Raw genomic sequence first — 21,427 nt, forward strand, 5'->3', positions numbered from 1 at the left:
CCCTCACCGTTTGTCGCGGAACCTGTTGGTGATCGGGTAGCGCCGGTCGCGGCCGAAATTGCGGCTGGTGACCTTCACCCCCGGAGGCGCTTGCCTGCGCTTGTACTCCGCCACATAGAGAAGGTTCTGGATTCGGTTGACCAGCGCCTCGTCGTGACCGCGGGCTGCGATTTCGGAAACGCCCATTTCGCGCTCAACGAGGCATTCGAGAATGTCGTCAAGCTCATCATAGGGCGGCAATGAATCCTGGTCGGTCTGGTCGGGACGCAATTCCGCGGAAGGCGGCTTGGTGATGATGCGCACCGGAATGACTTCACCATCCGGGCCCAGCGCATCGGCGGGCCGGTTGGTGTTGCGCCATGCCGCCAGCTTGAAGACTTCCGTCTTGTAGATGTCCTTGATCGGGTTGAAACCGCCGTTCATGTCGCCGTAAAGCGTGGCGTAGCCGACCGACATTTCCGACTTGTTGCCGGTGGTAACCACCATTGGGCCAAACTTGTTGGAGAGCGCCATCAGGATGACGCCGCGTGTGCGCGCCTGGATGTTCTCTTCCGTCACATCGGGCGTCAGCCCCTCAAACATCGGCTTCAGCGCAGTCTCCATCCCGGCAACGGCGGGTTCAATCGGCACCACGTCGTAGGCGACACCCAGCGCGCGGGCGCAGGCCTCTGCGTCCTCAAGGCTTTCCGAAGCGGTGTAGCGATAAGGCAGCATCACGCAGCGCACCTTGTCGGCGCCCAGCGCATCCACCGCCATGGCCGCACAGATGGCAGAATCGATACCGCCGGACAGGCCCAGAATGACGCCCGGAAACCCGTTTTTGGTGACGTAGTCGCGAAGACCCATGACACAGGCGCGCCACTGCGCCTCCGCCAAGCCTGGTGTGGCGACGCGCGTGCCGTCCACGCATTTCCATGTCTCGCCCTCCCGTTTCCACGTGAAGGTGGCGACCGCCTCTTCGAACTGCGGCAACTGAATGGAAAGGGTGCGGTCGGCCTCAAGCGCGAAGGAGGCGCCGTCAAAAATCAGCTCGTCCTGTCCGCCCATCTGGTTGACGTAAACCAGCGGAAGTCCGGTCTCCACGACGCGGGCGACCTCAACCTGAATGCGCTCCTCCACCCTATCGGCCCAGTAGGGAGAGCCGTTCGGCACGATCAGGATTTCCGCGCCCGTCTCCGCCAGGCACTCGCAGACCTCATCGCTCCATGTGTCCTCGCAGATCGGCACGCCGAGGCGCACTCCGCGAAAATCGACGGGACCCGGCAACGGGCCGGACTGGAAGACACGCTTTTCGTCGAACGGACCGTAATTGGGCAGGTCGACCTTGGAGCGCACGGCCTGCACCTTGCCCTCATCAAGCAGGCAGACAACGTTGTGCAGTTCGTCGCCAACCATCCACGGCGCGCCGATGAGGATTGCCGGGCCACCATCGGCGGTCTCGGCAGCCAGATCTTCCACCACCTGCCGACAGGCGCGGATGAAGGCGGGCTTCAGGACAAGGTCCTCGGGCGGATAGCCACAGATGAAAAGCTCGGAGGTGACCATCAGGTCCGCCCCCTCGGCGGTCGCGCGCGCACGCGCGTCACGCAGCTTTGCGGCGTTGCCGAGAAGATCGCCCATCGTCGGGTTGAGTTGAACGAGAGCGAGACGCAGCGTGTCGGTGATCGGTGTCATGATGGCGGATCGGCCCGGTCTGCTAATTGGGTTGGTACAAGCCAATTAGCCTCCCTCAGAGCAAAAGGCCAGAGGGCCACCTCTCAAAGACTGCAATCTGTGAAAGTTCAGGACTGCGCCGCGAAGATCAGGCCGCGCGCGTCGCCTCGCCGCCGATTTCGGCCTGTGCCTCGACCTCGGCATCCACCGCCATGTGCCGGGCATCCGCCTCTTCCTCGGCGCGCTCCCGGGCGCGCCTTTGTGCGATCTCACGCAGCTTGGCACCATCTATGCCGGCGGCGCGCGGCAGCGGCCCGAAGTAGCCCGGCACGCGAATGAAGGGCCGGTCTTCGGTGACAATGCGCTCGATTCGGCGCGCCAGAGAACCCGGCGTCAGCGGCTTCTGGATGAACTCGTTCACACCAAGGCGTGCGGCGGTCAGCGCATGATCGCGCCCCGAAAACGAGGTCAGCATGATGACGGGAAGCGTTGCGATGGACGATGTGGGATCGCCGCGCAGACTGCGCATGAAATCCTCGCCGCCCATGGGTTTCATCAGCCAGTCGCAGATGATGATGTCCGGGGCATCCCAGGCGATCTGCTCAAGGGCCTGACCGCCGTCGGAGGCTTCCGTGACCCGTCGTGTTCCAAGTTCCGCAAGCACCGTCTTGACGGCGTTGCGCATGAACGCGCTGTCGTCGACAACGAGGAAACTCAAACCAGCCAGATCTATTCCGCAACGCATGGCGCAGCGCACTCCAACGCGAATTACTCTACCACGCGTTGTTTTGACCCGACTTGCCTTGAAAAGGGGTTAATCCGTCAGCGCCTTCGTGTCATCACGCATGATGCGTGGCCTGCATCCCACCCGCTGGAACGCAAAAGGCCCACCGCCGCCATGCGATGGGCCTTTCGTGATTTGAATACCCCGCGCATTTGCGCGGGGTCACCTTCAGGCGATCAGGAAACGGCAGCAGCGCTCGCGTTGCGCTCCTCACGTTCCTTCTTGATGTTCTCCGCCACCAGGAAGGCCAGCTCCAGCGCCTGATCGGCGTTGAGGCGGGGATCGCAATGCGTGTGGTAGCGTGCGGACAGTTCGTCCTCGGAGATGGCCCGTGCACCACCGGTGCATTCGGTCACCGCCTTGCCGGTCATCTCGATATGGATGCCGCCGGGATGCGAACCTTCGGCCCGGTGCACGGCAAAGAAGGCTTCTACCTCCTCCAGAATGCGATCGAAGGGACGGGTCTTGAAGCCGGTCGCAGCCTTGATCGTGTTGCCGTGCATGGGATCGCAGGACCACACCACCTTGCGGCCTTCGCCTTCAACAGCCCGAACGAGCTTGGGCAGGTGGTCATAGACCTTGTCTGCGCCGTAACGCGCGATCAGGGTCAACCGGCCCGCCTCGTTGGTCGGGTTCAGCGTATCGATCAGGCGCAGGAGGTTGTCCGGCTCCATGGAGGGGCCGCATTTCAGGCCGATCGGGTTCTTGATGCCACGGCAGAATTCCACGTGGGCATGGTCCGGCTGGCGGGTGCGGTCGCCGATCCAGACCATGTGGCCGGTGGTGGCGTACCAGTCGCCGGAGGTGGAATCGATGCGCGTCAGCGCCTCTTCGTAACCCAGAAGCAGCGCCTCGTGGCTGGTGAAGAAGTCGGTGGACCGCAGCTGCGGGGCACTGTCGGGATCGACGCCACAGGCGCGCATGAAATTGAGTGCTTCGGAGATCCGATCAGCGATGTCCTGATAGCGCGAAGCCTGCGGGCTGTCCTTGACGAAGCCCAGCATCCACTGATGCACGTGGTCGAGATTGGCGAAACCACCCTGAGCGAAGGCGCGCAGCAGGTTCAGCGTGGCGGCCGACTGCCGATAGGCCATCTCAAGACGCGCCGGGTCAGGCATGCGATCGGCTTCGGTGAAGTCGATGCCATTGACGATATCACCGCGGTAGCTCGGCAACTCCACGTCGCCGATCTTTTCAGTCGGCGAGGAGCGCGGCTTGGCGAACTGTCCGGCAATGCGGCCCACCTTCACCACCGGCGAGGAGGCGGCGTAGGTCAGGACAACCGCCATCTGCAGGAAGACGCGGAAGAAATCTCGGATATTGTCAGCGCGGTGCTCGGCAAAGCTCTCGGCGCAATCGCCGCCCTGAAGCAGGAAAGCACGGCCCTCGGCCACTTCGGCGAGCTGCTTCTTGAGCTTGCGCGCCTCGCCTGCAAAAACAAGCGGCGGAAAGGTCGCAAGCTTCGCCTCGACGGCTTCCAGAGCCGCCTTGTCGGGATAATCGGGCACCTGCTGAATCGGCTTGGACCGCCAGGTCTCCGGTGTCCACTTCTCCGCCATAATCCACTCCTGATCTTCCTTCGATCGGCGACGGGGCCCTCCCTGCCGATCCAGTGGCCCCGCAACGGGGCCTCTCCCATGGTGCGCTGCCGGGCGACCCAGGCTGGCCAACCTTTGGCGCAACGCCTTACGATGCGGCAAGTTTGTTGCTTCTTCGCGCGGCAGAGCCGCGTTATACACGCCACAGGCGGTTAAATCCAACGCTTAACCGCCCCCACACGGCAACCGCGAGGCGGGCGACGCGATGCAACTTGAACACGACCACTCCCCCAAGGCAATCGCCGAACGGCTGGGAGAAGGCCCGAACGTCAACTACTTGCGCGACTGGGTCTATGGCGGGATCGACGGGGCCGTAACCACCTTCGCAATCGTCGCCGGCGTGATCGGGGCAGAACTTTCGGCCTCGATCGTGCTCATTCTGGGGCTGGCGAACCTGCTGGCGGACGGTTTTTCCATGGCAGCCGCCAACTATTCCGGGACCAAGACCGAGGTCGACGATTACCAGCGCCTGCACGCCATGGAGGAACGGCATATTGCCGTCGACCCGATGGGGGAGCGCGAGGAAATCCGCCAGATCTTTCATGCCAAAGGTTATGAGGGAGATGATCTTGAGATGATGGTCGACCTCATCACCTCGCGCCGCCAGACATGGATCGACACCATGCTGTCGGAGGAATTCGGCCTTGCCACAACGCTGCGCTCGCCCTTGCGCGCGGCTCTGACCACGTTCGCCGCCTTCGTGATCTTCGGCTCCGTGCCGCTCATGCCATTCGTGTTCGCGAGCGGCGCAGGCCTGGCGGAGCTTTCGCTCGCCATGACGGCGGTGGTGTTCTTCGCCATCGGCTCCATGAAAAGCCGCTGGTCGACACAGAGCTGGTACGCATCGGGGCTTGAAACGCTGAGCATTGGCCTTGCGGCCGCAGGCATTGCCTGGGTAATCGGCTACTCGCTGCAGGGCTTTGCCGCTTGAGACGCCATGCTCGCGACGTCTGGCGCGCCCCGTTGAACTGACGCGGATGCGGCAAGTTCCGTTCGCTTGACCTTTCGAGGACCAACCGGCACACTGCCTGCGTGTCGTGATCGGCCCCGACAGGTTCGCGCGCGCCGAACGACACGTTTTCCCCTTTCATGAAACCTTGAGGATGGCACATGTGTGACCATTTGTTTGTCGTGACCGGCGGGCCCGGTTCCGGCAAGAGCAGCCTTATCGAGGCTCTGGGCAGGCGCGGTGTGCAAAGCATGCCGGAGGCAGGCCGGGCCATCATTCGCGACCAGGTCCAGATCGGCGGGACGGCGCTGCCCTGGGACGATCGCTCCGCCTTTGCGCAGCTCATGCTCGGCTGGGAATTGCGATCCCATCACGAGGCTGCAGCCATGCCGGGTCCCGTGGTCATGGATCGCGGCGTTCCCGATGTCGTGGGCTACCTCACGCTGTGCGGCCTGCCTGTTCCGGACTATGTCGAGACGGCAGCACGACTTTTCGCCTACAACAAGCGCGTATTCCTGGCCCCCTTCTGGAGCGAGATCTTCACGCAGGACGCGGAGCGCAAACAAGACAGACAGGAGGCGGAAGCGACCTGCAAAGTCATGGCCGACACCTATGCTCGACTGGGCTACGAGCTGATCGAACTTCCTTTCCTCGACATCGAAGCGCGCGCGGATTTCGTCATGCGACACCTCCGGCTTTGAGGGGCGAACGACGGCTCGTTCCATCTCCGCCCTGCGCTCAAAGCCAGCACGCGCCGCCCTTGCGCAAGACATCGTCGAAAAGCGCTTGGGTTTGCGTGTCGATTTTCACCGCACGCGGATAGAGCGGCTCATCCCGATCGGGCAGGATCGGCACATGCCAGCCGCATGTTGTCTCCACGAACTCGCGCACGCCCGCCTCGCCCCAATACTTGAAGAAACCCGCCAGCACGCAATCGACATAGGATTGCAGGATCGGATGATCCGCATCGCCCCATCGATAGTGTTCGGCGCGCGCGGTGTAAACGAAGCCCGCCATCGGAGGGAGGCTCGGATTGTCCGGGCGGAAAGCCCCGGCTGCGAGTTCGCAGCGCTCATAGCGCCATTCGCGTTCATCAAGGTCTGGAAGACCGCTTGCGTCTTCGCGCACCATCAGCCCGGCCACCTCGCGCGACACATCGGGGCGCACAGTCAGCGAACAGACGCCAAAATTGCCCATCCTGCCCGCGATGCGCCACTCCCGCCGCCAGCCGGAAAGACGCCCTGGCACAGCCACGCCATTTGCGGGCCGGGTGCTGTCATTCACCAGCGAACCGTATCCGAAATAGGAAATCGTGTCGGTCATGCCCCGAAAGATGCCTACATAACAAGACAAGGACAAGGGGCAAGTCGAGCCTTGCCATGGCCTTGCGAGCTTGTAGTCTCGCTATCTCCATTTTCGCGAAAGGGCTCTTCCGGATGTCTTTGGATATCGATCGACTGCGCGCCGACACGCCTGGCTGCGCCCACGTGCTTCATTTCAACAATGCCGGTTCATCGTTACCCCCAAACCCTGCCCTTGAAGCGGTGATGGGGCATCTGAGGCGCGAAGCGGAGATCGGCGGCTATGAGGCAGCAGCCGAAGCAGCAGAGGCCTTGGACGATTTCTACGATGCAGCGGCAGCCCTCATCGGTGGCGCGCGGCACGAAATCGCCTTTATCGAGAACGCAACACGGGCCTGGGACATGGCCTTCTATTCCATTCCCTTTCGCCCCGGTGAGCGGGTCATCACCACGCAGGCCGAATATGTTTCCAACTACGTGGCCCTCTTGCAGATGAAAGCGCGGGCGGGGATCGAGATCGACATAATCGGGAATGATGCGAGCGGACAGGTGGACCTTGCCGCACTGGAAGCCGCCATCACGCCAAAGACCCGTCTGATCTCGCTGACCCATATTCCGACGCAAGGCGGGCTCGTGAACCCCGCCGCGGAAGTTGGTGAGATCGCCCGGCGCAACGGCATTCTCTATCTGCTCGATGCCTGTCAGGCGGTTGGACAACTGGCGCTCAACGTGGAGGAGATCGGCTGTCACATGCTCTCGGCCACGGGGCGCAAATATCTGCGCGCCCCCCGCGGCACCGGTTTTCTGTGGGTGTCAGAGGACATACTCGGCGATCTTGAACCGCCCTTTGTCGACCTGCAGGCAAGCGACTGGCTGTCGTCGCGCGAATACCATCTGAAACCCGATGCGACACGGTTCGAGACCTGGGAACGGTTTGCCGCCGGGCAGATCGGGCTTGCGGTCGCGATCCGCTATGCGCTTTCTCTGGACATGGAGAAGATCGAGGCGCGGGTGAAGCATCTGGCGGATTTGCTGCGCCGCGAACTGTCAGGCCTCGGCGGCGTGCATGTTCATGATCTGGGCAAGGAGAAGTGCGGGATCGTGACGTTCCTGAAAGACGGGGAGAGCCCGCTTGAGCTGCGCAAGAGGTTGCGCGCCGAGGAAATCAACATCACCCACACGCAGGCCAGCTCTTCCCGGCTCGACCTGCCCGTGCGCGGCCTGGACGCGCTCGCACGCGCCTCAGTTCATTACTACAACACCGAAGAAGAGATCGCCCGTTTCTGCGCGGCGGTGGCGGATGGGCAGGCAAGCTGAGGCCAGATTGTGGAGCCCATCCTTCGAGACGCCTGCTCGCGCAGGCTTCTCAGAATGACCTTGGGTGTGAGGTTGGTTCTTCGGGATATAACAACACGATAACGTCATTCTGAGGAGCGCTCGTCAGAGTGCATCTTCAAGGATCGGCGACCTGCTGGGACGCTGCCGCCCCCCTCCCGGAATGACACACTGCACACACGAAAAAGGGCGCAAGATGCGCCCTCCCCCACGGCTTTCCGGCCCTTCGATTTCGCTCGCCTATTCGGCAGCTGCGCGACGATGCTGCTTTGACGGCGAACGCATGGTGACGAGTTCCTCCGCCGCAGTCGGATGCACGGCCATGGTCGCATCGAAATCGGCCTTGGTCGCGCCCATCTTCAAAGCAATGCCGAGCACCTGCGAAAGCTCGCCCGCATCGGGACCCAGCACATGCACGCCGAGGACGCGGTCGGTATCGGCGTCAACGAGGATCTTCATCAGCATCCGCTCATCGCGGCCCGAGATCGTGTTGCGCATCGGGCGGAAGGTGGAGCTGTAGACATCCACATTCGGATAGGCTGCCAGCGCCTCCGTCTCGGTCAGACCGACTGTGCCGATTTCCGGCTGTGAGAAGACCGCCGTCGGGATCAGGGAATGATCGACGGTACGCGGGTTCTTGCCGAACACGCTGTCCGCAAAGGCATGGCCTTCGCGAATGGCCACCGGGGTCAGGTTCACGCGGTCCGTCACATCGCCCACCGCGTAGATGGACGGCACATTGGTGCGCGAGGTGTCATCGACGCGGATCTCGCCCTTGGTGCCGACCTCCACGCCGGCGCTTTCCAGCCCCAATCCCTCGGTGTTGGGAATGCGGCCGATGGCGAACATGATCTGATCGACACTCATGGTCTCGCCGGAGGCCAGGTGTCCCTTGAGCCCGCCCTCTTCCAGCTTCTCGATACGCGTGAAGACCTCGCCGCACAGAACGCGGATGCCCTTCTTTTCAATTTCGGTGCGAACGGCATCGCGCAGGTCGTCATCGAAACCGCGCAGGATCTGCTCGCCGCGATAGACCAAGGTCGTCTCCACGCCGAGACCGGCGAAGATGCAGGCAAACTCCACCGCGATGTAGCCGCCGCCGGAAATGGCGACACGCTGGGGGAGTTCTTCAAGATGGAAGACCTCGTCGGAGGAAATGACGTGCTCAATACCCTCAATGCGCGGATCCAGGTTCGGCCGCCCGCCAGTGGCGATGAGGATGGTCTTGGCAGTAACCGTGCGATCCTGTGCCTTCAGATAGACGGAATTCGGGCCCGCGATCACCGCGCGGGTGTCGTACAACTCGACGTCGGAATTCTCCAGATTTCGGCGGTAGATGCCTTCCAGGCGGGCAATTTCCTTGTCCTTGGCGGCGATGAGCGCCTTCCAGTCGAACGAGGTTTCACCGATGCTCCAGCCAAAGCCGCGCGCGTCCTCAAAGGCCTCTGAATACTGGGATGCGTAGACCAGCAGCTTCTTGGGAACGCAACCGCGGATGACACAGGTGCCGCCATAGCGGTATTCCTCGGCGATCGCCACGCGCGCGCCATGGGTTGCCGCGATGCGGGCGGCACGAACGCCGCCGGATCCAGCTCCGATAACGAAAAGGTCGTAGTCAAAATCGGCCATCTCGGGCTCCGTTCCTATCGATATGCGCCGATGACCACCCCAGCCCCGACGCCTTCCCCACCGCCAGGAGCAAAAGAACCGGCCAGAAGCCGGTTCTCTCGCGCCAGAAACAGCTAAAAGACAAGTGGAACGCGCCCCATCTTGATCGGAAAAACCAGCCCTTGCGGACTGGTCCTTCACCTCAGGACATGACGCCTATTCACGATTACTAGGATCTGACACTCAGAACTGGTAACCACGCTTGTTCAACTCTTCGCGAACACGGGTCACCATTTCCGTGGAGATGATATCTCCCCACTGCTTCGCCGCGCCGATGGAAAGCGCGGTCAGTTCGGGGCCAAGCTTGGCGAACTTGCTGCCGACCGGGGAGCGGTAGAACTCGGCAATCTCGTTCAGCTCTTCGGTGGTGAAGCGGCGCGCCCAGACTTCCATGATGGTCTTGTCCAGCTCGGGACGGCGATTTGCCAGCTGCAGGGCAACCTCGTTCGTCACTTCATCAATCACCGCAGTGGCGGAAGGATTGGTGCGGATGAACAGGGTGCGGGTCTTGTCGGCGATGACCGGCAGGATGTCGTCGAAGGAACGGAAGGCGTTACCACCCTCGATCGCGGCACGGGCGGCTGCGAGATGCTCCTTGGAGAAGGTCTCTTCGCTGCCACCGTTCTGGCCGGCAGTCTGAGCCTGCACCATGGCAGGGCCTGCCAGCGTCAGGCCCGTGGCGAGCGTGACGACGGCGAGACCGCCTGTCAGGCAGGAATAGATCGAACGTGTCATGTCTTTCTCCGTTACTTCGTCTCTTTTGCCTCTGCGGGGCTGCTCTCAGGCCGCCGCGGGCGAAATCTTTCGTACTCCGGCCGGGCCCGCCACATAGGCGGCTTTCGCCAAGCCGATAAACAATCCGTGTTCGACAACGCCGGGAATAGCGGCGAGCCGGTCAGCAAGAGACACGGCGTCGGGAATCCGTCCCCAGTGGCCATCCAGGATGTAGTGGCCGCCATCGGTGACGAGCGGCGCGCCGTCCGTCCCCATGCGCAGCTTCACTTCGCCAGACAGCGCAAGCGCGTCCGCAACCTTCACCACCGCGCGCCGCGTCGATTCCAGCCCGAAGGGCATCACTTCGATGGGGAGCGGGAATTGGCCAAGCGTCTCGACGACCTTGCTCTCATCGGCAATGACAACCATGCGGGTGGAGGCTGCCGCCACGATCTTCTCGCGCAGCAGGGCCGCGCCACCTCCCTTGATGAGCTGAAGTTCAGCATCCAGTTCGTCAGCACCGTCAATCGTCAGGTCGAGTTCGGGGGTTTCGTCCAGTGTCGTCAGTGGGACACCGAGTTCCTTGCAGAGCGCGGCGGTGCGCTCAGACGTCGGAACGCCGATCACATCCAGTCCTGCCGCAACCTTGTCTGCAAGAGCGCGCACGAAAAACTCGGCCGTGGAGCCAGTGCCGATACCCAGCTTCATGCCGGACCGCACTTCCTCTAGCGCGGCCTCTGCCGATGCGCGCTTCAACTCGTCACTCATTCCACCTCCTCGGCGTCCGCTTCTTGCGGCGGACAACTTCAAAGCGAGCCCGCTCGGGGCGCAAGAATTCTACATAACTACCCACGCGGGCAAGTCGGATAATCGAAGACTCGTACCCGAGCGCGATCTCGCTTGCCGGTCGCGTTCGGGTGAAGCCGGATTCTGGCTTTTTGACGACCCTTTTTACAAAGCCCGGCCACAGCGCAGGCGGCTGAATAGCATGGCAGGCCCGGTCAGGCCACAGTTTGCCTCCGTTTGCCCGTACTTGGTCCGCGGCTGTGCAAATCCCGATGGGCCTGCGGCCGCCAAGCGCCTTGCACCCAACAACGCAATTCCGGCGAGGAAAAGGCGCAACCTGAACGGACACCGGTGATGCTACAGCCCTGCCCGCGCGGTTAAGGGATCGACAGAACCGGGGCAATGGAAGCAAACGCGCTCCAGTCCTCCCCCGCTCACCGCAAATCCAAGTCCGGAACGACCCAGAAGAACCCCGCACCCGCACAATTAACAAATCAATTAATAGACTCGTTTTACTTATCAAACATAACATATTCCGTTGTTCGGCCGTAGCTCGGCCTTCGAGGCGAAAAGCACCCTTCATGCTTTGGAAAGCTTTCATGCGTTTCATATCCACATCTTGATTGACTTCTTATTGCGTCTATTCCCTCGGGGAGAAATCCATGGCTGCCCACGCCTTCGCGCTAGCGAACTTTGCGCGCAAATTGACGAAACGCGAGGAACCAGTCGCCCAGCCGCCGGTCCAGATCGAGACCGTTGAGACCGCCGACCCGGCACGATCCGGGTCGCAGGACAAGGATATCGGCGAAGCATTCGATCTCATCGAAGCCGATCTCGCCGTGTCGGCGCGCGAAATCCTTGAGAGCGCGACGGCGGTCAATGAGCAGCTTGCCACGCAAGGCCGCATCATTTCCGCCATTCGGGCAGATACGCAGCAGCTTTCCAAGCGCAGCACGGAAGCAACGGACAATGCCGCACAGCTTGCCGAGGCTCTTGAGGAATTGACCCTCACGAGCCGTGAGATCGGGGAGCGGGTGTCCTCCACGACGGCGCTCGCCGACAGGGCGGGCGGCATTGCGTCGGAAGCCAATGACGGCGTGAACGAATTGCGCGACGCGGTGCAGAAGATCGCGGAAGTGGTGCTCATGATTTCCGCGGTTGCCAAGCAGACCAACCTGCTTGCGCTGAACGCCACGATTGAAGCGGCGCGCGCAGGAGAAGCCGGCAAGGGGTTCGCCGTCGTCGCCAACGAAGTGAAGCAGCTGTCGGAGCAGACACAGCGAGCCACCGACGAGATCAGCAGCAATATCGAGCGGCTTCAGGTGACGGCAGAAGGTTCAATCGGCGCGGTGAACCGGATCATCGAGGCCATCGACGAAATCCGCCCGAGCTTCGTCTCGGTTGCTGGCGCGGTGGAACAACAAGTCGCCACCACAGACGAAATCGGTCGGAGTGCGCGCCAGACCGCAGATTTCGTGCGCGAGGTCGGAGAACGCGTCAACACGATCTCCGCCGCGACTGACGAGGCAGAGGGGGCTGGCGAGGCAATCACCAAGGCCAGCACCCACATGACGGACCTGACTGGCGCGCTCGGAACGCGTTTCACCATGCTGATCCGCCAGACGTCGGCGGGCAACCGGCGCCAGCACGACCGCTATCCCGTCGACTTGCGGGGCCAGCTTGAAATCGAAGGCAAGGTCGAGCCTGTCCATGTCCTCGACATTTCCATGGGCGGGACGCTGATGAAACCCGAAAGCGAGGGGCTGAAGCTGCGAACGGGCACGCAGGGGACGCTTGATCTTGGACGGCTTGGGCGCTTTCCGATCTCGATCACAGGCACCAGCTCACTCGGACTGCACTCCTCCTTCCGTGATCTGGACGAAGCCTCGAAGACATCTCTCCAGAGGCAGATCGAAGCGGTTCAAGCTGAAAATCACGGCTTCATCGAGACGGCGAAGCAAGCCGGACGACAGATCGAGGCAGCAATGGAGGCCGCGCTCGATTCCGGCCAGATCGACGTCGCGAGCCTGTTTGATACGGATTACAAACCCGTCTCCGGCAGCGATCCGCAGCAGTTTACGAACAAGGCGCTCCCGGTTTTGGAACGTATCCTGCCAGAGGTTCAGGAACCGTTGCTGGCAGCATCTCGCACCAAGGGCATGACATTCTGTGCCGCGGTCGACCGCAATGGCTACCTGCCTGTCCACAACCGGGTTTATTCGCAGCCACAAAAGCCAGACGACCCGTCGTGGAACGGCGCAAATTGCCGCAACAAGCGGATTTTCGACGACCGTGCAGGCCTTTCCGCGGCTCGCAACACCCGCCCGTTCCTCATACAGTCCTATCCGCGCGACATGGGCAACGGGGAAACTGTCTGGATGCGCGAGATCGACGTGCCGATCACGGTCAACGGACGCCACTGGGGTGGTTTCAGAACCGCTTACAAAGTCTGAGGGGCAAAGCGGCGCAGCCGCGGACCGCGATGACTACAAAGTGAAACGGCCCGTTCGTGGGCCGCTTTGCCTTGCCTTTGGCGTCTTCAAACAGCCCGCACGCATTGGCCCGCCCTGCCTGCCCCTTGCCACCTGCCATCAAACCGGATAGCCCGGAACAAGCTTTCCTTCCTGCAGATGGAGTGGCCTGCTTGTCTCGCCCTGTTCTCGTTTTCGATCTCGACGGCACGCTGGTGGATACCGCGCCGGATCTTCTCAATTCGCTCAATGTGATCCTGCAGGAGGAAGGTCTTCCGACCATTCCTCTGGAGGGCGTGAACCGACTTGTCGGACAGGGAGCGCGGGTGATGCTGCAAAAAGGCTTCAAGGAAGCCGGGCAGACGCTGGAAGGCGAGCATCTGGAAAAACTCTTCGCGCGCTATCTGGAGCATTACTCAGCCAATATCGCGGTCGAAAGCCGCCCGTTTCCTGGCGTGGAGACGGCGCTTGACCGCTTTGCCGATGCCGGCTGGACGCTTGCCGTGTGCACCAACAAACTGGAAGGACTGGCGCGCGATCTGCTCGGCCAGCTCGACATGACGCGCCGATTTGCGTCCATTGTCGGCGGCGACACGTTCGAAAAGCCAAAGCCCGACGCGATGCCGATTCTTGGCGCGATCGAGCGTAGCGGCGGCGTTGCAAGCGCCTCGGTGATGGTCGGCGACTCGATTACCGATATCAACGCGGCCCGCGCAGCCGCCATTCCCGTCGTGGCGGTCGACTTCGGCTACACGCCCGTGCCTGTCACCGAGCTGGGGCCGGATCGCGTGATCTCCCATTTCGATGCCTTGTGGCAGGCAGTCGAAGAGATCGCCAAACCGGCAACCGCCTAGAGCGCGCCGCACCGTCGGCTTACGCTCCTTTCACTCGCGCCCCCAGCTCCTGCAATGTCTGTCGCAGGGTATGGTAGTCGAACGGCTTCTGCAGAACCCGCGTGTCAGGGAATTTCTGCTGCAGGTTCTCCGCCTCGCCATAACCGGTCGCAAAGAGAAACGGCTTGCCGGCCGCGACGAGATCCACGGCGAAATCCTCGCTCGTCTCGTCGCCCAGATTGACGTCGAGGATAAAAAGATCGATGTCGTTTTCAGCAACAAGCCGGCGCGCCTCGCTTTTGCCAGGCGCCACATAGACAGTCTCCACACCGAGTTCGCCAAGGATGTCCTCCATGTCGAGCGCGATGATCATGTTGTCTTCCAGAATCAGGGCGCTGCGCACGCGGAACGGGTCCGGATGCTCGCCCCCCTCGCTCTGGCCGCTCTGCGCCAGCGATGCAATGGCAGACGTATCGCCGCCACTGTCTGCCTGCGCCCGAGGTTCGATGAACCCGGCCACGCATGCGGGCGGCAAGCGGAAACGCGCCCGCACCCCAAGCATCTCGAAGTGGATCTCCGCCTCGCCACCGAGTTCGAAAGGGATCGACTGCTCGATAACGGTTGAACCGAAACCACGTCGTTTCGGCGGTTGGACGGCAGGTCCACCGGACTCACGCCAATCAATGCCCAATCGTCCGTCCGGCTCTTCTGAAAGGGTGACGTGGATACGCCCCCCGCTCGCACAAAGAGCGCCATATTTCACGGAGTTTGTCATCATTTCATGCATGACCAGTGAAAGGGTGACGAAGGCACGCGGCTCAACCAGCACGTCTGGCCCGTCGATGATGACCCGTCCGTCGCGCCCGCCGGTGACATAGGCGTCGACTTCCGTCTCGATCAGACTGCGGAGGGAGCTTGGCCCCCATTTGCCGCCGGTCAACTGATCATGCGCGAGCGAGAGCGCGTGAATGCGGTCACCGACGATGCGGGTGAATTCGTCAATCGAGGCCGCTTCTGTGCCACTTTGGGTGACGAGCCCACGGATAAGGCTCAGGATATTGCGCACGCGGTGGTTCAGTTCCGCAATCAGAAGCTCCTGATGATCATTGGCGCGAAGCCGTTCCTTCATCATGGCTTCTGTCAGGCGCAGCACCACCTCAAGCAGGGTCACACGCAGCGATTCCGCAATGGTGAGTTCCGCATCACTCCATTCGGCGGAGCGCCCGTGCACCACCTCCTGCCAGGCCTCGAAGCTCTTGCGCGGGGTGAGACGGACACCGTTGGGACCCGTTTCCATCGCCTTCTCGGGATTGCCCGCCCATTTCACCGTTCGCGCCACCTCGCGACGGAAGAGAACGATATAATCGCGCGGGGTGCGCGAAACCGGCAGCGCAAGAAGGCCCGCGGCGCGCTCGATGAAGTCTTCGGCCGGCTTGTAAATGGCGGCCAGATGCTCCGTGGCGAAGACACGGCTGACCGCTGTGGTGTTGAGGAACCGCGCGAGACCGGCAAACTCCTCCTGCGTGGGCGTTGTGCCTTCAGCGTGGAATTCGCCGTCGATCCAGCCGACCACACCGTCATACTCGATGATATTGTCGAGCATTTCCGCGATCATGTCGAAGTTTTGCGAAAGCGATGCGCCATCGGCCAGCTGCGCCATCAGTCTGTCGTGCAGCCGTTTTGCACGGGCTTGCTGGTCGCGTTCCAGATCGCTTTCCTTCTGGTCCAACACCAGCGCGAAAAGCTGGCCGAACAGCTCGCAGGCTGAGCGCACCTGAAACGACAGCACCAGCGGATCGTAATGGTGGCAGGCAAAGAGGCCCCACAACTTGCCGCGCACGATGATGGAGACCGACATGGACGCCTTCACGCCCATGTTGCGCAGATATTCCAGATGGATCGGGGAAACCGCCCGCAAGGTGCTGAGCGACAGATCGAGCGGCGAGCCGTCCGGCCCACAGGCGGGATGGATGGGACTGACGATGGCGTCAACGTCGGAAATGATGCGCAGCAGGTTACGCTTGTAGAGTTCCCGGGCCTGACGGGGAATATCGGACGCCGGATAGTGCAGGCCCAGATAGGATTCCAGCCCGCCGCGACGCGCCTCTGCAACCACTTCGCCTGACCCGTCACGGGCGAAGCGATAGACCATGATACGGTCGAAACCCGTCAGCGCGCGCAGGTGTCTTGCAGCCTTGCGGCAGAGGTCTTCCACCGTCTCACTGTCTTCGATCCGCCCGATCAGCGGCCGCACGTGCTGGACATAGGTGTCCTCGCCATTAGCAGGCACGGCCTCAATCTCGATGACGATCGTATCGCCGGAACGATGCAGCGCGAGATCATATCGTCGCGTCTCGACATCGTCGCTCCCCGACCGGGAAAGCGGAACATTGAAAAGCCGCTCGCTGTCGTCTTCCTGCAAGAGCTGAAGTCGCGAACGCATACGCGCGATCGACTTGTCGCAGAACAAGTCAGCAAGCGGGCGTCCGATAATCTCGCGCGCGTCCATTTCGAACCATTCGCGCAAGTTCAGCGAAGCGTGGGTGACAATCCAGTCCGCCGAAACACCGATCAAACAACCAAAAGGTTGGACGTGGCCGGGAATATGGATGGGTTCGCGATCACAATTCGTGAGATCGACGCCCTGCCCAGTGGGCGCATTGAACGCATCGGACATATACGAGACTTTCCTTCCCATGGAATGCCAAGTCCCACCGCGACGCGCGACCTGAACACCTGCACCAAGCTCTTGACGATTCCCATCTGCCTGCTTTCGGCAGAAAAACGATGGACACAGCCTTGCCCGAACGGCAAGGCGGCGCACAATTACTCAAACCGTTTTCCAAGCCAATTGTCATTCTCGTCATGGAAAGGAACAGGCTTTACGATTTCCGCGTCCATTACTCACCTCCAGCCGCCCTCCAGGGCACTGTCAGGCGGTTTTTCAGACATTATCAAGCCGCGAAGAACTGGAAAGTTCCCCTCGCCGACAAGATTTGGTCGTCGCGTGGCGAACCGGCGCCCCGCCCCTCCTGTTTGCCGCGACTTGGTGCGCTTTCCCCAGAACATTCCTGAACAAGGACGTTTTCCCCCTTGCTTCGCGCGATGATCTCTCATAAAAACCCGCCACGCACGACGTGCGGCCACGCCACATACGGCGCAGGGGCGATTAGCTCAGCGGGAGAGCGTTCCGTTCACACCGGAAAGGTCACTGGTTCAATCCCAGTATCGCCCACCATCTCATTTCCTTGAAGTTTCCTATCCCTTCCCTTGAAACTGCTTGCACTGATCCGCTGTCGCAACGCGGCTGGCGAAGTGCATTCCGGTTCCTGAAGATTGGTTCAGCGCAAGGCTGCCATATGGCGCCTTCGGCAATAGGTTTCCGGCCCCGTCAAGATGACAGGATCGATTGTTATTTATACCTATTTTAATATACTTATTTGAGACTCTTGCGAATCGTCGAGGCCGTTCCGCGCGACGGATCTTCCGCTTCAAGTCATGCCGGGTTTCTTCGCTGACTATCACCTATTCGAGAGAAAAATCGAGAGGACCCAATGAGCAAGCCGACAATGATCGAATGCCCCTCATGCGAACACAAGGTGAGCGTTAGCGCCAATTCCTGCCCGCAGTGTGGCGCGGTACTGCGCAAGCCGAAGCGCGGCATATTCGGAAAGATCGTAATCTTCGCTTTTTGGGCCTTCAACCTGTTGATGGTTGTCTGGATTTGGGGGGGCACACAAAGCGCCGTCGAATCCTCAAAAGGCCTGTCGGGAGCGGAAGCAGCTGGAGCGGCTATCGGCACGGGCCTGGGAATTACGCTTCTCGTTATCATCTGGCTCATCGGCGCTATCCTGCTGGGTCTAATGGCGCTCCTCACGCGTCCCAAATAAATGGCTGGATCACCGTCCTACTGGATTTGCTCCTGCCAGAAAGCAAATCTGAACGCAGCCAAACGATGCGCGTCATGCGGCAAGCGCAGGCGCTTGTCGTGGCGATTTTGGACTGGCTCCGTTGTGATATCACTTCTCGTTGCAAGCGCTCTATTTGGCGGCAACGAGCAGACCTCGGAAGAGGCGCGGCGACCTGCGGACCAGGTCGCGTTTGTCGAACGCATCTTGAGAGCGAAGAACGATATCCAGGACGCGCCCAACCGTTTGGCAGCCTTCCATGCACTGGCGGCCAGAGATTCGTTTGGCCCCGCCCTTCCTCACGTGGAAAACTGGCGCGGCAAGATCCTCGGCATTCAGGAGATGCAGGGGAACGCCGCAGTCAGCATTGACGCTGGCAGCTTTGAAGTGGTCGCAGGCGTTCATCTGTCCTACGGGCTAGACACTCTGATCAGCCCACGCAACACCCACCTGCACGCGCCTCTTCTGGTACTGAAGGCCGGAGATGCTGTCACGTTTTCCGGAAATTTCATGAAAATGAAAGGCGCTCTAGTGGAGTTGAGCTACACAAACAGCGGCTCCACAGAATTCCCGCGCTACCTGTTTGCATTCGACACAATAACGCCGGCGCAATAACAAGCCTCATCAGCGCGGTTATTTTCCGTTTCGGTCCGACTTTGGATAACAGGGATCGCTGGAGGTGCCCACCTTCACGCACATTCCATGCAGGCATCACCAGGTGCGGCGACGACCGTTGTCGATGTGATAGTGGCCGCCGGGATAGTATTTGTAGCCGCCCACTTCCCGCTGGGCCTTCAGGAAGGCGATCACCTTGCGCGGATTGCCGCGCACGTTGAAATCGACCGCTTCGCAGCTGCGGTGCTTGGAGTGCGGGGCACCGCCCTTCCACCAGTTCTCAAGCCACCAGCGCTTGGTGGAGGTGACGGTCACATGGCCGAAACGCTCCGACACGCGCACCACGACCCGCTTCAACGCCCCCGGAACACACCACTTGGTGTCGTTCCACGTGACGTTGGATCGATCGAGCCACCCAAAACCGGGAATGGATGAACATCCAGCAACGCTTGCGGCGAGGACCAGTGCCAACGCAACGGCGCGCAGACGTCTTGGGGATCGTTCGGAGTTTCGGTTGGGATACGCCATTACTTAACCTTCGCGAATAGCCGCGGAACGCCCCCCGTTCCTTCCCGCTCGCCTTCATGCCCCCGAATGATTGCCAGTCAGGCGGGATGCTGCGCCCGAACCGTTAAAACTTTAAGGACAAGCATGGTTAATGCTTCACCTTGTCCCGCGCCCTGCGGACACGCCCCACCGCCTCTTGACAGCTGCCCCGAAGGAGACGGAGCCGACCATCCTCTGCCCGGCAGTTTCCAATGAAAAAGCCCCTTTCCCGGGTCACCGGAAAAGGGGCCTTCAAAGCATGATCTGCGAGGCGTACGCCCGGATCCTAGACCCAGGGACGGGTCTCTTCCATCTTTGTCTCAAAGGAAGCGATGGTATCGGCGCGCTGCATTGTCTGACCGATATCGTCGAGACCTTCCAGCAGGCAGTGCTTCAGGTGCGGATCGATTTCGAAGGAGATGGCACCGCCATCCGGGCCCTTGATCTCCTGCGCTTCCAGATCGACCGTCAGCGTGGCGTTGGAACCGCGCTCAGCATCATCCATCAGCTTTTCAAGCTCATCCTCGGAGACCTTGATCGGCAGGATGCCGTTCTTGAAGCAGTTGTTGTAGAAAATGTCGGCGAACGAGGTGGAAATCACGCAGCGAATGCCGAAATCCAGCAGCGCCCAGGGGGCATGCTCGCGCGAGGAACCGCAGCCGAAATTGTCGCCGACCACAAGGATCTGCGCATCGCGGTAGGCGGGCTTGTTCAGGATGAAGTCCGGGTTCTCCGAACCGTCTTCCTTGGTGCGCATCTCGTGGAAGAGCGCAGTGCCGAGGCCGGTGCGCTTGATCGTCTTCAGGAACTGCTTGGGAATGATCATATCGGTATCGATATTGACCCAGGGCAGCGGCGCGGCAACGCCGGTCAAGGTGGTGAACTTTTCCATTTCGTCCTCTTCAATCGCTCCTGAAACCCGCGTTCGCTCAGGCGGCGAGGCTTGCGCGCTCGTCGCAACCAAGCAACAGATTCATGTTTTGCACGGCCGCACCAGATGCGCCCTTGCCGAGATTGTCATAGACGGCAACCAGGACGGCCTGCCGCCGCGCATTGTTGCCAAACACGTGTAGCCGCATGCCGTTGGTGCCGTTGAAGGTGCGCGGATCGAGCTCCGGCAGCTTGTCGACCTCGGCGTAATCGGCCACCTCCACGAAACCGCCCGGCTTGAACCAGCCGCGGATCGCATCATGCAGGACCTTTGCGGTGGTGGCACTGTCGAGCGTACCCAGCTGCAGCGGGACCATGGTCACCATTCCTTGCGCATAGTTGCCGACCGACGGCATGAACAGGGGATCGATGTCCATCTTGGAATAGGCGCGCATCTCCGGCAGGTGCTTGTGGCCAAAGGTCAGGCCGTAAGGCGCGAAGGGCGAGGCGTCCGGATTGGCCTCATACGCTTCGATCATCTTGCGCCCGCCGCCGGAATAGCCGGAAATCGCGCTGACCGTGAAGGGAAAGTCCGCCGGAACGAGCCCCGCCTCGATGAGCGGACGCACGGTCGCAATCACGCCTTGCGGGTAACATCCCGGATTGGCGACGCGCCTGGACTTCGCGATCGCGTCGGCCTGACCCGGCGCCATTTCGGCAAAACCGTAGACCCATGCGGGATCGACCCGGTGTGCGGTAGAGGCATCGACCACCCGCGTGGTGTCATTCTCGATCAATGACACGGATTCCCGCGCGGCATCGTCGGGAAGGCACAGGATGGCCACATCGGCCGCATTCAGGAGCTCAGCCCGCGCGGCCTTCTCCTTGCGGCGCGCCTCCGGCACGGAGAGAAGCTCGATATCGCGGCGCGCGGCCAGGCGCTCGCGGATCTGGAGACCCGTTGTGCCGGCTTCGCCATCGATAAAGACCTTCGCGACCATCTCATCCTCACTCGTCTGTCATTTCCGCACAAACGCGGAAGCTACAATGAATTCTGGCGGCCTAGATACACGGAACAGGCGGCGCTGTCATCTTCCCTAGGGCGCCTTTCCCACCAACGCCCTGCTTTCCCGCGCCCCTTCCAATCCTACACCCTCCCCAGGGCGCCCATCAGGCTGCGACCCGATACAAATGCCCGGCTTTCATTGCCCTCTCCTCGTGACTTCGAGGCTTCAGCGAGGGAGGCGATTGTGACGGATCTATTCTGGCTGTCCGATGAAGCCGGAAACAGGATCGCCCCTCGCCTCCCGCATGGCAAACCCGGCAAGCGCATGTGGCTGAACGCTGGCGGCGTGCGGTGCCATGACCGAGAGCGCCGCAGGTTTCGCATCCCGCA

The 21,427-nt window shown here is 61.4% G+C and carries 18 protein-coding genes and 1 tRNA gene; 8 read left to right on the forward strand and 11 right to left on the reverse strand.

The window, feature by feature from the left end; genetic code table 11:
• Window positions 1-3: 3 nt before the first annotated feature.
• From ABGM93_RS07085 to ABGM93_RS07095, 3 genes are all read right to left on the reverse strand, one after another.
• Window positions 4-1,674 carry an NAD+ synthase gene (locus ABGM93_RS07085; RefSeq protein WP_321504757.1) on the reverse strand — a complete coding sequence of 557 codons (1,671 nt, stop codon included), beginning with the start codon at window positions 1,672-1,674 and terminating at the stop codon, window positions 4-6.
• A gap of 127 nt (window positions 1,675-1,801) precedes the next feature.
• The gene (locus ABGM93_RS07090) at window positions 1,802-2,398 is read right to left on the reverse strand and encodes a response regulator (RefSeq protein ID WP_321504760.1); all 597 of its coding nucleotides are present in this window, start codon (window positions 2,396-2,398) and stop codon (window positions 1,802-1,804) included.
• 215 nt (window positions 2,399-2,613) lie between these two features.
• Window positions 2,614-3,996, reverse strand: a complete 1,383-nt coding sequence (locus ABGM93_RS07095) for a 3-deoxy-7-phosphoheptulonate synthase class II (RefSeq protein WP_319774165.1) — start codon at window positions 3,994-3,996, stop codon at window positions 2,614-2,616.
• 244 nt (window positions 3,997-4,240) lie between these two features.
• Between ABGM93_RS07095 and ABGM93_RS07100 the strand changes: the two genes are divergently transcribed.
• On the forward strand, window positions 4,241-4,966 hold the full coding sequence (locus tag ABGM93_RS07100) for a VIT1/CCC1 transporter family protein (RefSeq protein ID WP_321504765.1): 726 nt from the start codon (window positions 4,241-4,243) through the stop codon (window positions 4,964-4,966).
• A gap of 179 nt (window positions 4,967-5,145) precedes the next feature.
• On the forward strand, window positions 5,146-5,685 hold the full coding sequence (locus ABGM93_RS07105; protein WP_321504767.1) for an AAA family ATPase: 540 nt from the start codon (window positions 5,146-5,148) through the stop codon (window positions 5,683-5,685).
• A 37-nt stretch (window positions 5,686-5,722) separates the two neighbouring features.
• Here the strand turns inward: ABGM93_RS07105 and ABGM93_RS07110 are convergent, their stop codons facing one another.
• On the reverse strand, window positions 5,723-6,307 hold the full coding sequence (locus ABGM93_RS07110) for a gamma-glutamylcyclotransferase family protein (protein ID WP_321504769.1): 585 nt from the start codon (window positions 6,305-6,307) through the stop codon (window positions 5,723-5,725).
• Between the two features lie 113 nt (window positions 6,308-6,420).
• On the opposite strand from ABGM93_RS07110, the gene ABGM93_RS07115 reads away from it, so the two are divergent.
• Window positions 6,421-7,602, forward strand: a complete 1,182-nt coding sequence (locus ABGM93_RS07115; protein WP_321504771.1) for an aminotransferase class V-fold PLP-dependent enzyme — start codon at window positions 6,421-6,423, stop codon at window positions 7,600-7,602.
• A gap of 258 nt (window positions 7,603-7,860) precedes the next feature.
• Here ABGM93_RS07115 and gor read toward each other — a convergent pair whose 3' ends face one another.
• From gor to rpiA, 3 genes are all read right to left on the reverse strand, one after another.
• Window positions 7,861-9,249: a glutathione-disulfide reductase gene (gene gor / locus ABGM93_RS07120; RefSeq protein WP_321504773.1), complete on the reverse strand. Its 1,389-nt coding sequence runs from the start codon at window positions 9,247-9,249 to the stop codon at window positions 7,861-7,863.
• A 222-nt stretch (window positions 9,250-9,471) separates the two neighbouring features.
• Window positions 9,472-10,023 (reverse strand): DUF2059 domain-containing protein, encoded by a 552-nt coding sequence (locus ABGM93_RS07125; RefSeq protein ID WP_321504775.1) that lies wholly within the window; start codon window positions 10,021-10,023, stop codon window positions 9,472-9,474.
• A gap of 45 nt (window positions 10,024-10,068) precedes the next feature.
• Complete coding sequence (rpiA, locus tag ABGM93_RS07130) at window positions 10,069-10,770, reverse strand: ribose-5-phosphate isomerase RpiA (RefSeq protein WP_321504777.1); 702 nt, start codon at window positions 10,768-10,770, stop codon at window positions 10,069-10,071.
• Between the two features lie 680 nt (window positions 10,771-11,450).
• Here rpiA and ABGM93_RS07135 point away from each other — a divergent pair.
• Both ABGM93_RS07135 and gph read left to right on the forward strand, forming a co-directional pair.
• On the forward strand, window positions 11,451-13,241 hold the full coding sequence (locus ABGM93_RS07135) for a methyl-accepting chemotaxis protein (RefSeq protein ID WP_321504779.1): 1,791 nt from the start codon (window positions 11,451-11,453) through the stop codon (window positions 13,239-13,241).
• A gap of 191 nt (window positions 13,242-13,432) precedes the next feature.
• The gene (gene gph, locus ABGM93_RS07140) at window positions 13,433-14,113 is read left to right on the forward strand and encodes a phosphoglycolate phosphatase (protein ID WP_321504782.1); all 681 of its coding nucleotides are present in this window, start codon (window positions 13,433-13,435) and stop codon (window positions 14,111-14,113) included.
• Between the two features lie 19 nt (window positions 14,114-14,132).
• Here gph and ABGM93_RS07145 read toward each other — a convergent pair whose 3' ends face one another.
• Entirely contained in the window at window positions 14,133-16,769 is a 2,637-nt protein-coding gene (locus ABGM93_RS07145) for an HWE histidine kinase domain-containing protein (protein ID WP_321504784.1), read from the reverse strand.
• 486 nt (window positions 16,770-17,255) lie between these two features.
• On the opposite strand from ABGM93_RS07145, the gene ABGM93_RS07150 reads away from it, so the two are divergent.
• The 3 genes from ABGM93_RS07150 to ABGM93_RS07160 all read left to right on the forward strand — a co-directional run bounded on the left by ABGM93_RS07150 (window position 17,256) and on the right by ABGM93_RS07160 (window position 18,615).
• Window positions 17,256-17,330: transfer RNA gene (locus tag ABGM93_RS07150), tRNA-Val, on the forward strand.
• A gap of 316 nt (window positions 17,331-17,646) precedes the next feature.
• Window positions 17,647-17,982 carry a zinc ribbon domain-containing protein gene (locus ABGM93_RS07155; protein ID WP_321504786.1) on the forward strand — a complete coding sequence of 112 codons (336 nt, stop codon included), beginning with the start codon at window positions 17,647-17,649 and terminating at the stop codon, window positions 17,980-17,982.
• Between the two features lie 123 nt (window positions 17,983-18,105).
• Entirely contained in the window at window positions 18,106-18,615 is a 510-nt protein-coding gene (locus ABGM93_RS07160) for a hypothetical protein (RefSeq protein WP_321504788.1), read from the forward strand.
• A gap of 96 nt (window positions 18,616-18,711) precedes the next feature.
• On the opposite strand, the gene ABGM93_RS07165 is transcribed toward ABGM93_RS07160, so the two are convergent.
• The 3 genes from ABGM93_RS07165 to argC form a co-directional block, all read right to left on the reverse strand.
• Window positions 18,712-19,086 carry a D-Ala-D-Ala carboxypeptidase family metallohydrolase gene (locus ABGM93_RS07165; protein WP_321504790.1) on the reverse strand — a complete coding sequence of 125 codons (375 nt, stop codon included), beginning with the start codon at window positions 19,084-19,086 and terminating at the stop codon, window positions 18,712-18,714.
• Between the two features lie 361 nt (window positions 19,087-19,447).
• Entirely contained in the window at window positions 19,448-20,053 is a 606-nt protein-coding gene (gene leuD / locus ABGM93_RS07170) for a 3-isopropylmalate dehydratase small subunit (protein WP_319774178.1), read from the reverse strand.
• A gap of 37 nt (window positions 20,054-20,090) precedes the next feature.
• Complete coding sequence (gene argC / locus ABGM93_RS07175; protein ID WP_321504792.1) at window positions 20,091-21,032, reverse strand: N-acetyl-gamma-glutamyl-phosphate reductase; 942 nt, start codon at window positions 21,030-21,032, stop codon at window positions 20,091-20,093.
• Window positions 21,033-21,427 lie beyond the last annotated feature (395 nt).

Origin of the sequence: Breoghania sp. (assembly GCF_963674635.1) — a bacterium.
Classification (GTDB): domain Bacteria; phylum Pseudomonadota; class Alphaproteobacteria; order Rhizobiales; family Stappiaceae; genus Breoghania.

What these genes read in the sequence shown, in the direction of transcription:
- ABGM93_RS07085 (WP_321504757.1), bottom strand. Translation starts at nt 1,674, where the DNA reads ATGACACCGATCACCGACACGCTGCGTCTCGCTCTCGTTCAACTCAAC.
- ABGM93_RS07090 (WP_321504760.1), bottom strand. Translation starts at nt 2,398, where the DNA reads ATGCGTTGCGGAATAGATCTGGCTGGTTTGAGTTTCCTCGTTGTCGAC.
- ABGM93_RS07095 (WP_319774165.1), bottom strand. Translation starts at nt 3,996, where the DNA reads ATGGCGGAGAAGTGGACACCGGAGACCTGGCGGTCCAAGCCGATTCAG.
- ABGM93_RS07100 (WP_321504765.1), top strand. Translation starts at nt 4,241, where the DNA reads ATGCAACTTGAACACGACCACTCCCCCAAGGCAATCGCCGAACGGCTG.
- ABGM93_RS07105 (WP_321504767.1), top strand. Translation starts at nt 5,146, where the DNA reads ATGTGTGACCATTTGTTTGTCGTGACCGGCGGGCCCGGTTCCGGCAAG.
- ABGM93_RS07110 (WP_321504769.1), bottom strand. Translation starts at nt 6,307, where the DNA reads ATGACCGACACGATTTCCTATTTCGGATACGGTTCGCTGGTGAATGAC.
- ABGM93_RS07115 (WP_321504771.1), top strand. Translation starts at nt 6,421, where the DNA reads ATGTCTTTGGATATCGATCGACTGCGCGCCGACACGCCTGGCTGCGCC.
- gor (WP_321504773.1), bottom strand. Translation starts at nt 9,249, where the DNA reads ATGGCCGATTTTGACTACGACCTTTTCGTTATCGGAGCTGGATCCGGC.
- ABGM93_RS07125 (WP_321504775.1), bottom strand. Translation starts at nt 10,023, where the DNA reads ATGACACGTTCGATCTATTCCTGCCTGACAGGCGGTCTCGCCGTCGTC.
- rpiA (WP_321504777.1), bottom strand. Translation starts at nt 10,770, where the DNA reads ATGAGTGACGAGTTGAAGCGCGCATCGGCAGAGGCCGCGCTAGAGGAA.
- ABGM93_RS07135 (WP_321504779.1), top strand. Translation starts at nt 11,451, where the DNA reads ATGGCTGCCCACGCCTTCGCGCTAGCGAACTTTGCGCGCAAATTGACG.
- ABGM93_RS07145 (WP_321504784.1), bottom strand. Translation starts at nt 16,769, where the DNA reads ATGTCCGATGCGTTCAATGCGCCCACTGGGCAGGGCGTCGATCTCACG.
- ABGM93_RS07155 (WP_321504786.1), top strand. Translation starts at nt 17,647, where the DNA reads ATGAGCAAGCCGACAATGATCGAATGCCCCTCATGCGAACACAAGGTG.
- leuD (WP_319774178.1), bottom strand. Translation starts at nt 20,053, where the DNA reads ATGGAAAAGTTCACCACCTTGACCGGCGTTGCCGCGCCGCTGCCCTGG.
- argC (WP_321504792.1), bottom strand. Translation starts at nt 21,032, where the DNA reads ATGGTCGCGAAGGTCTTTATCGATGGCGAAGCCGGCACAACGGGTCTC.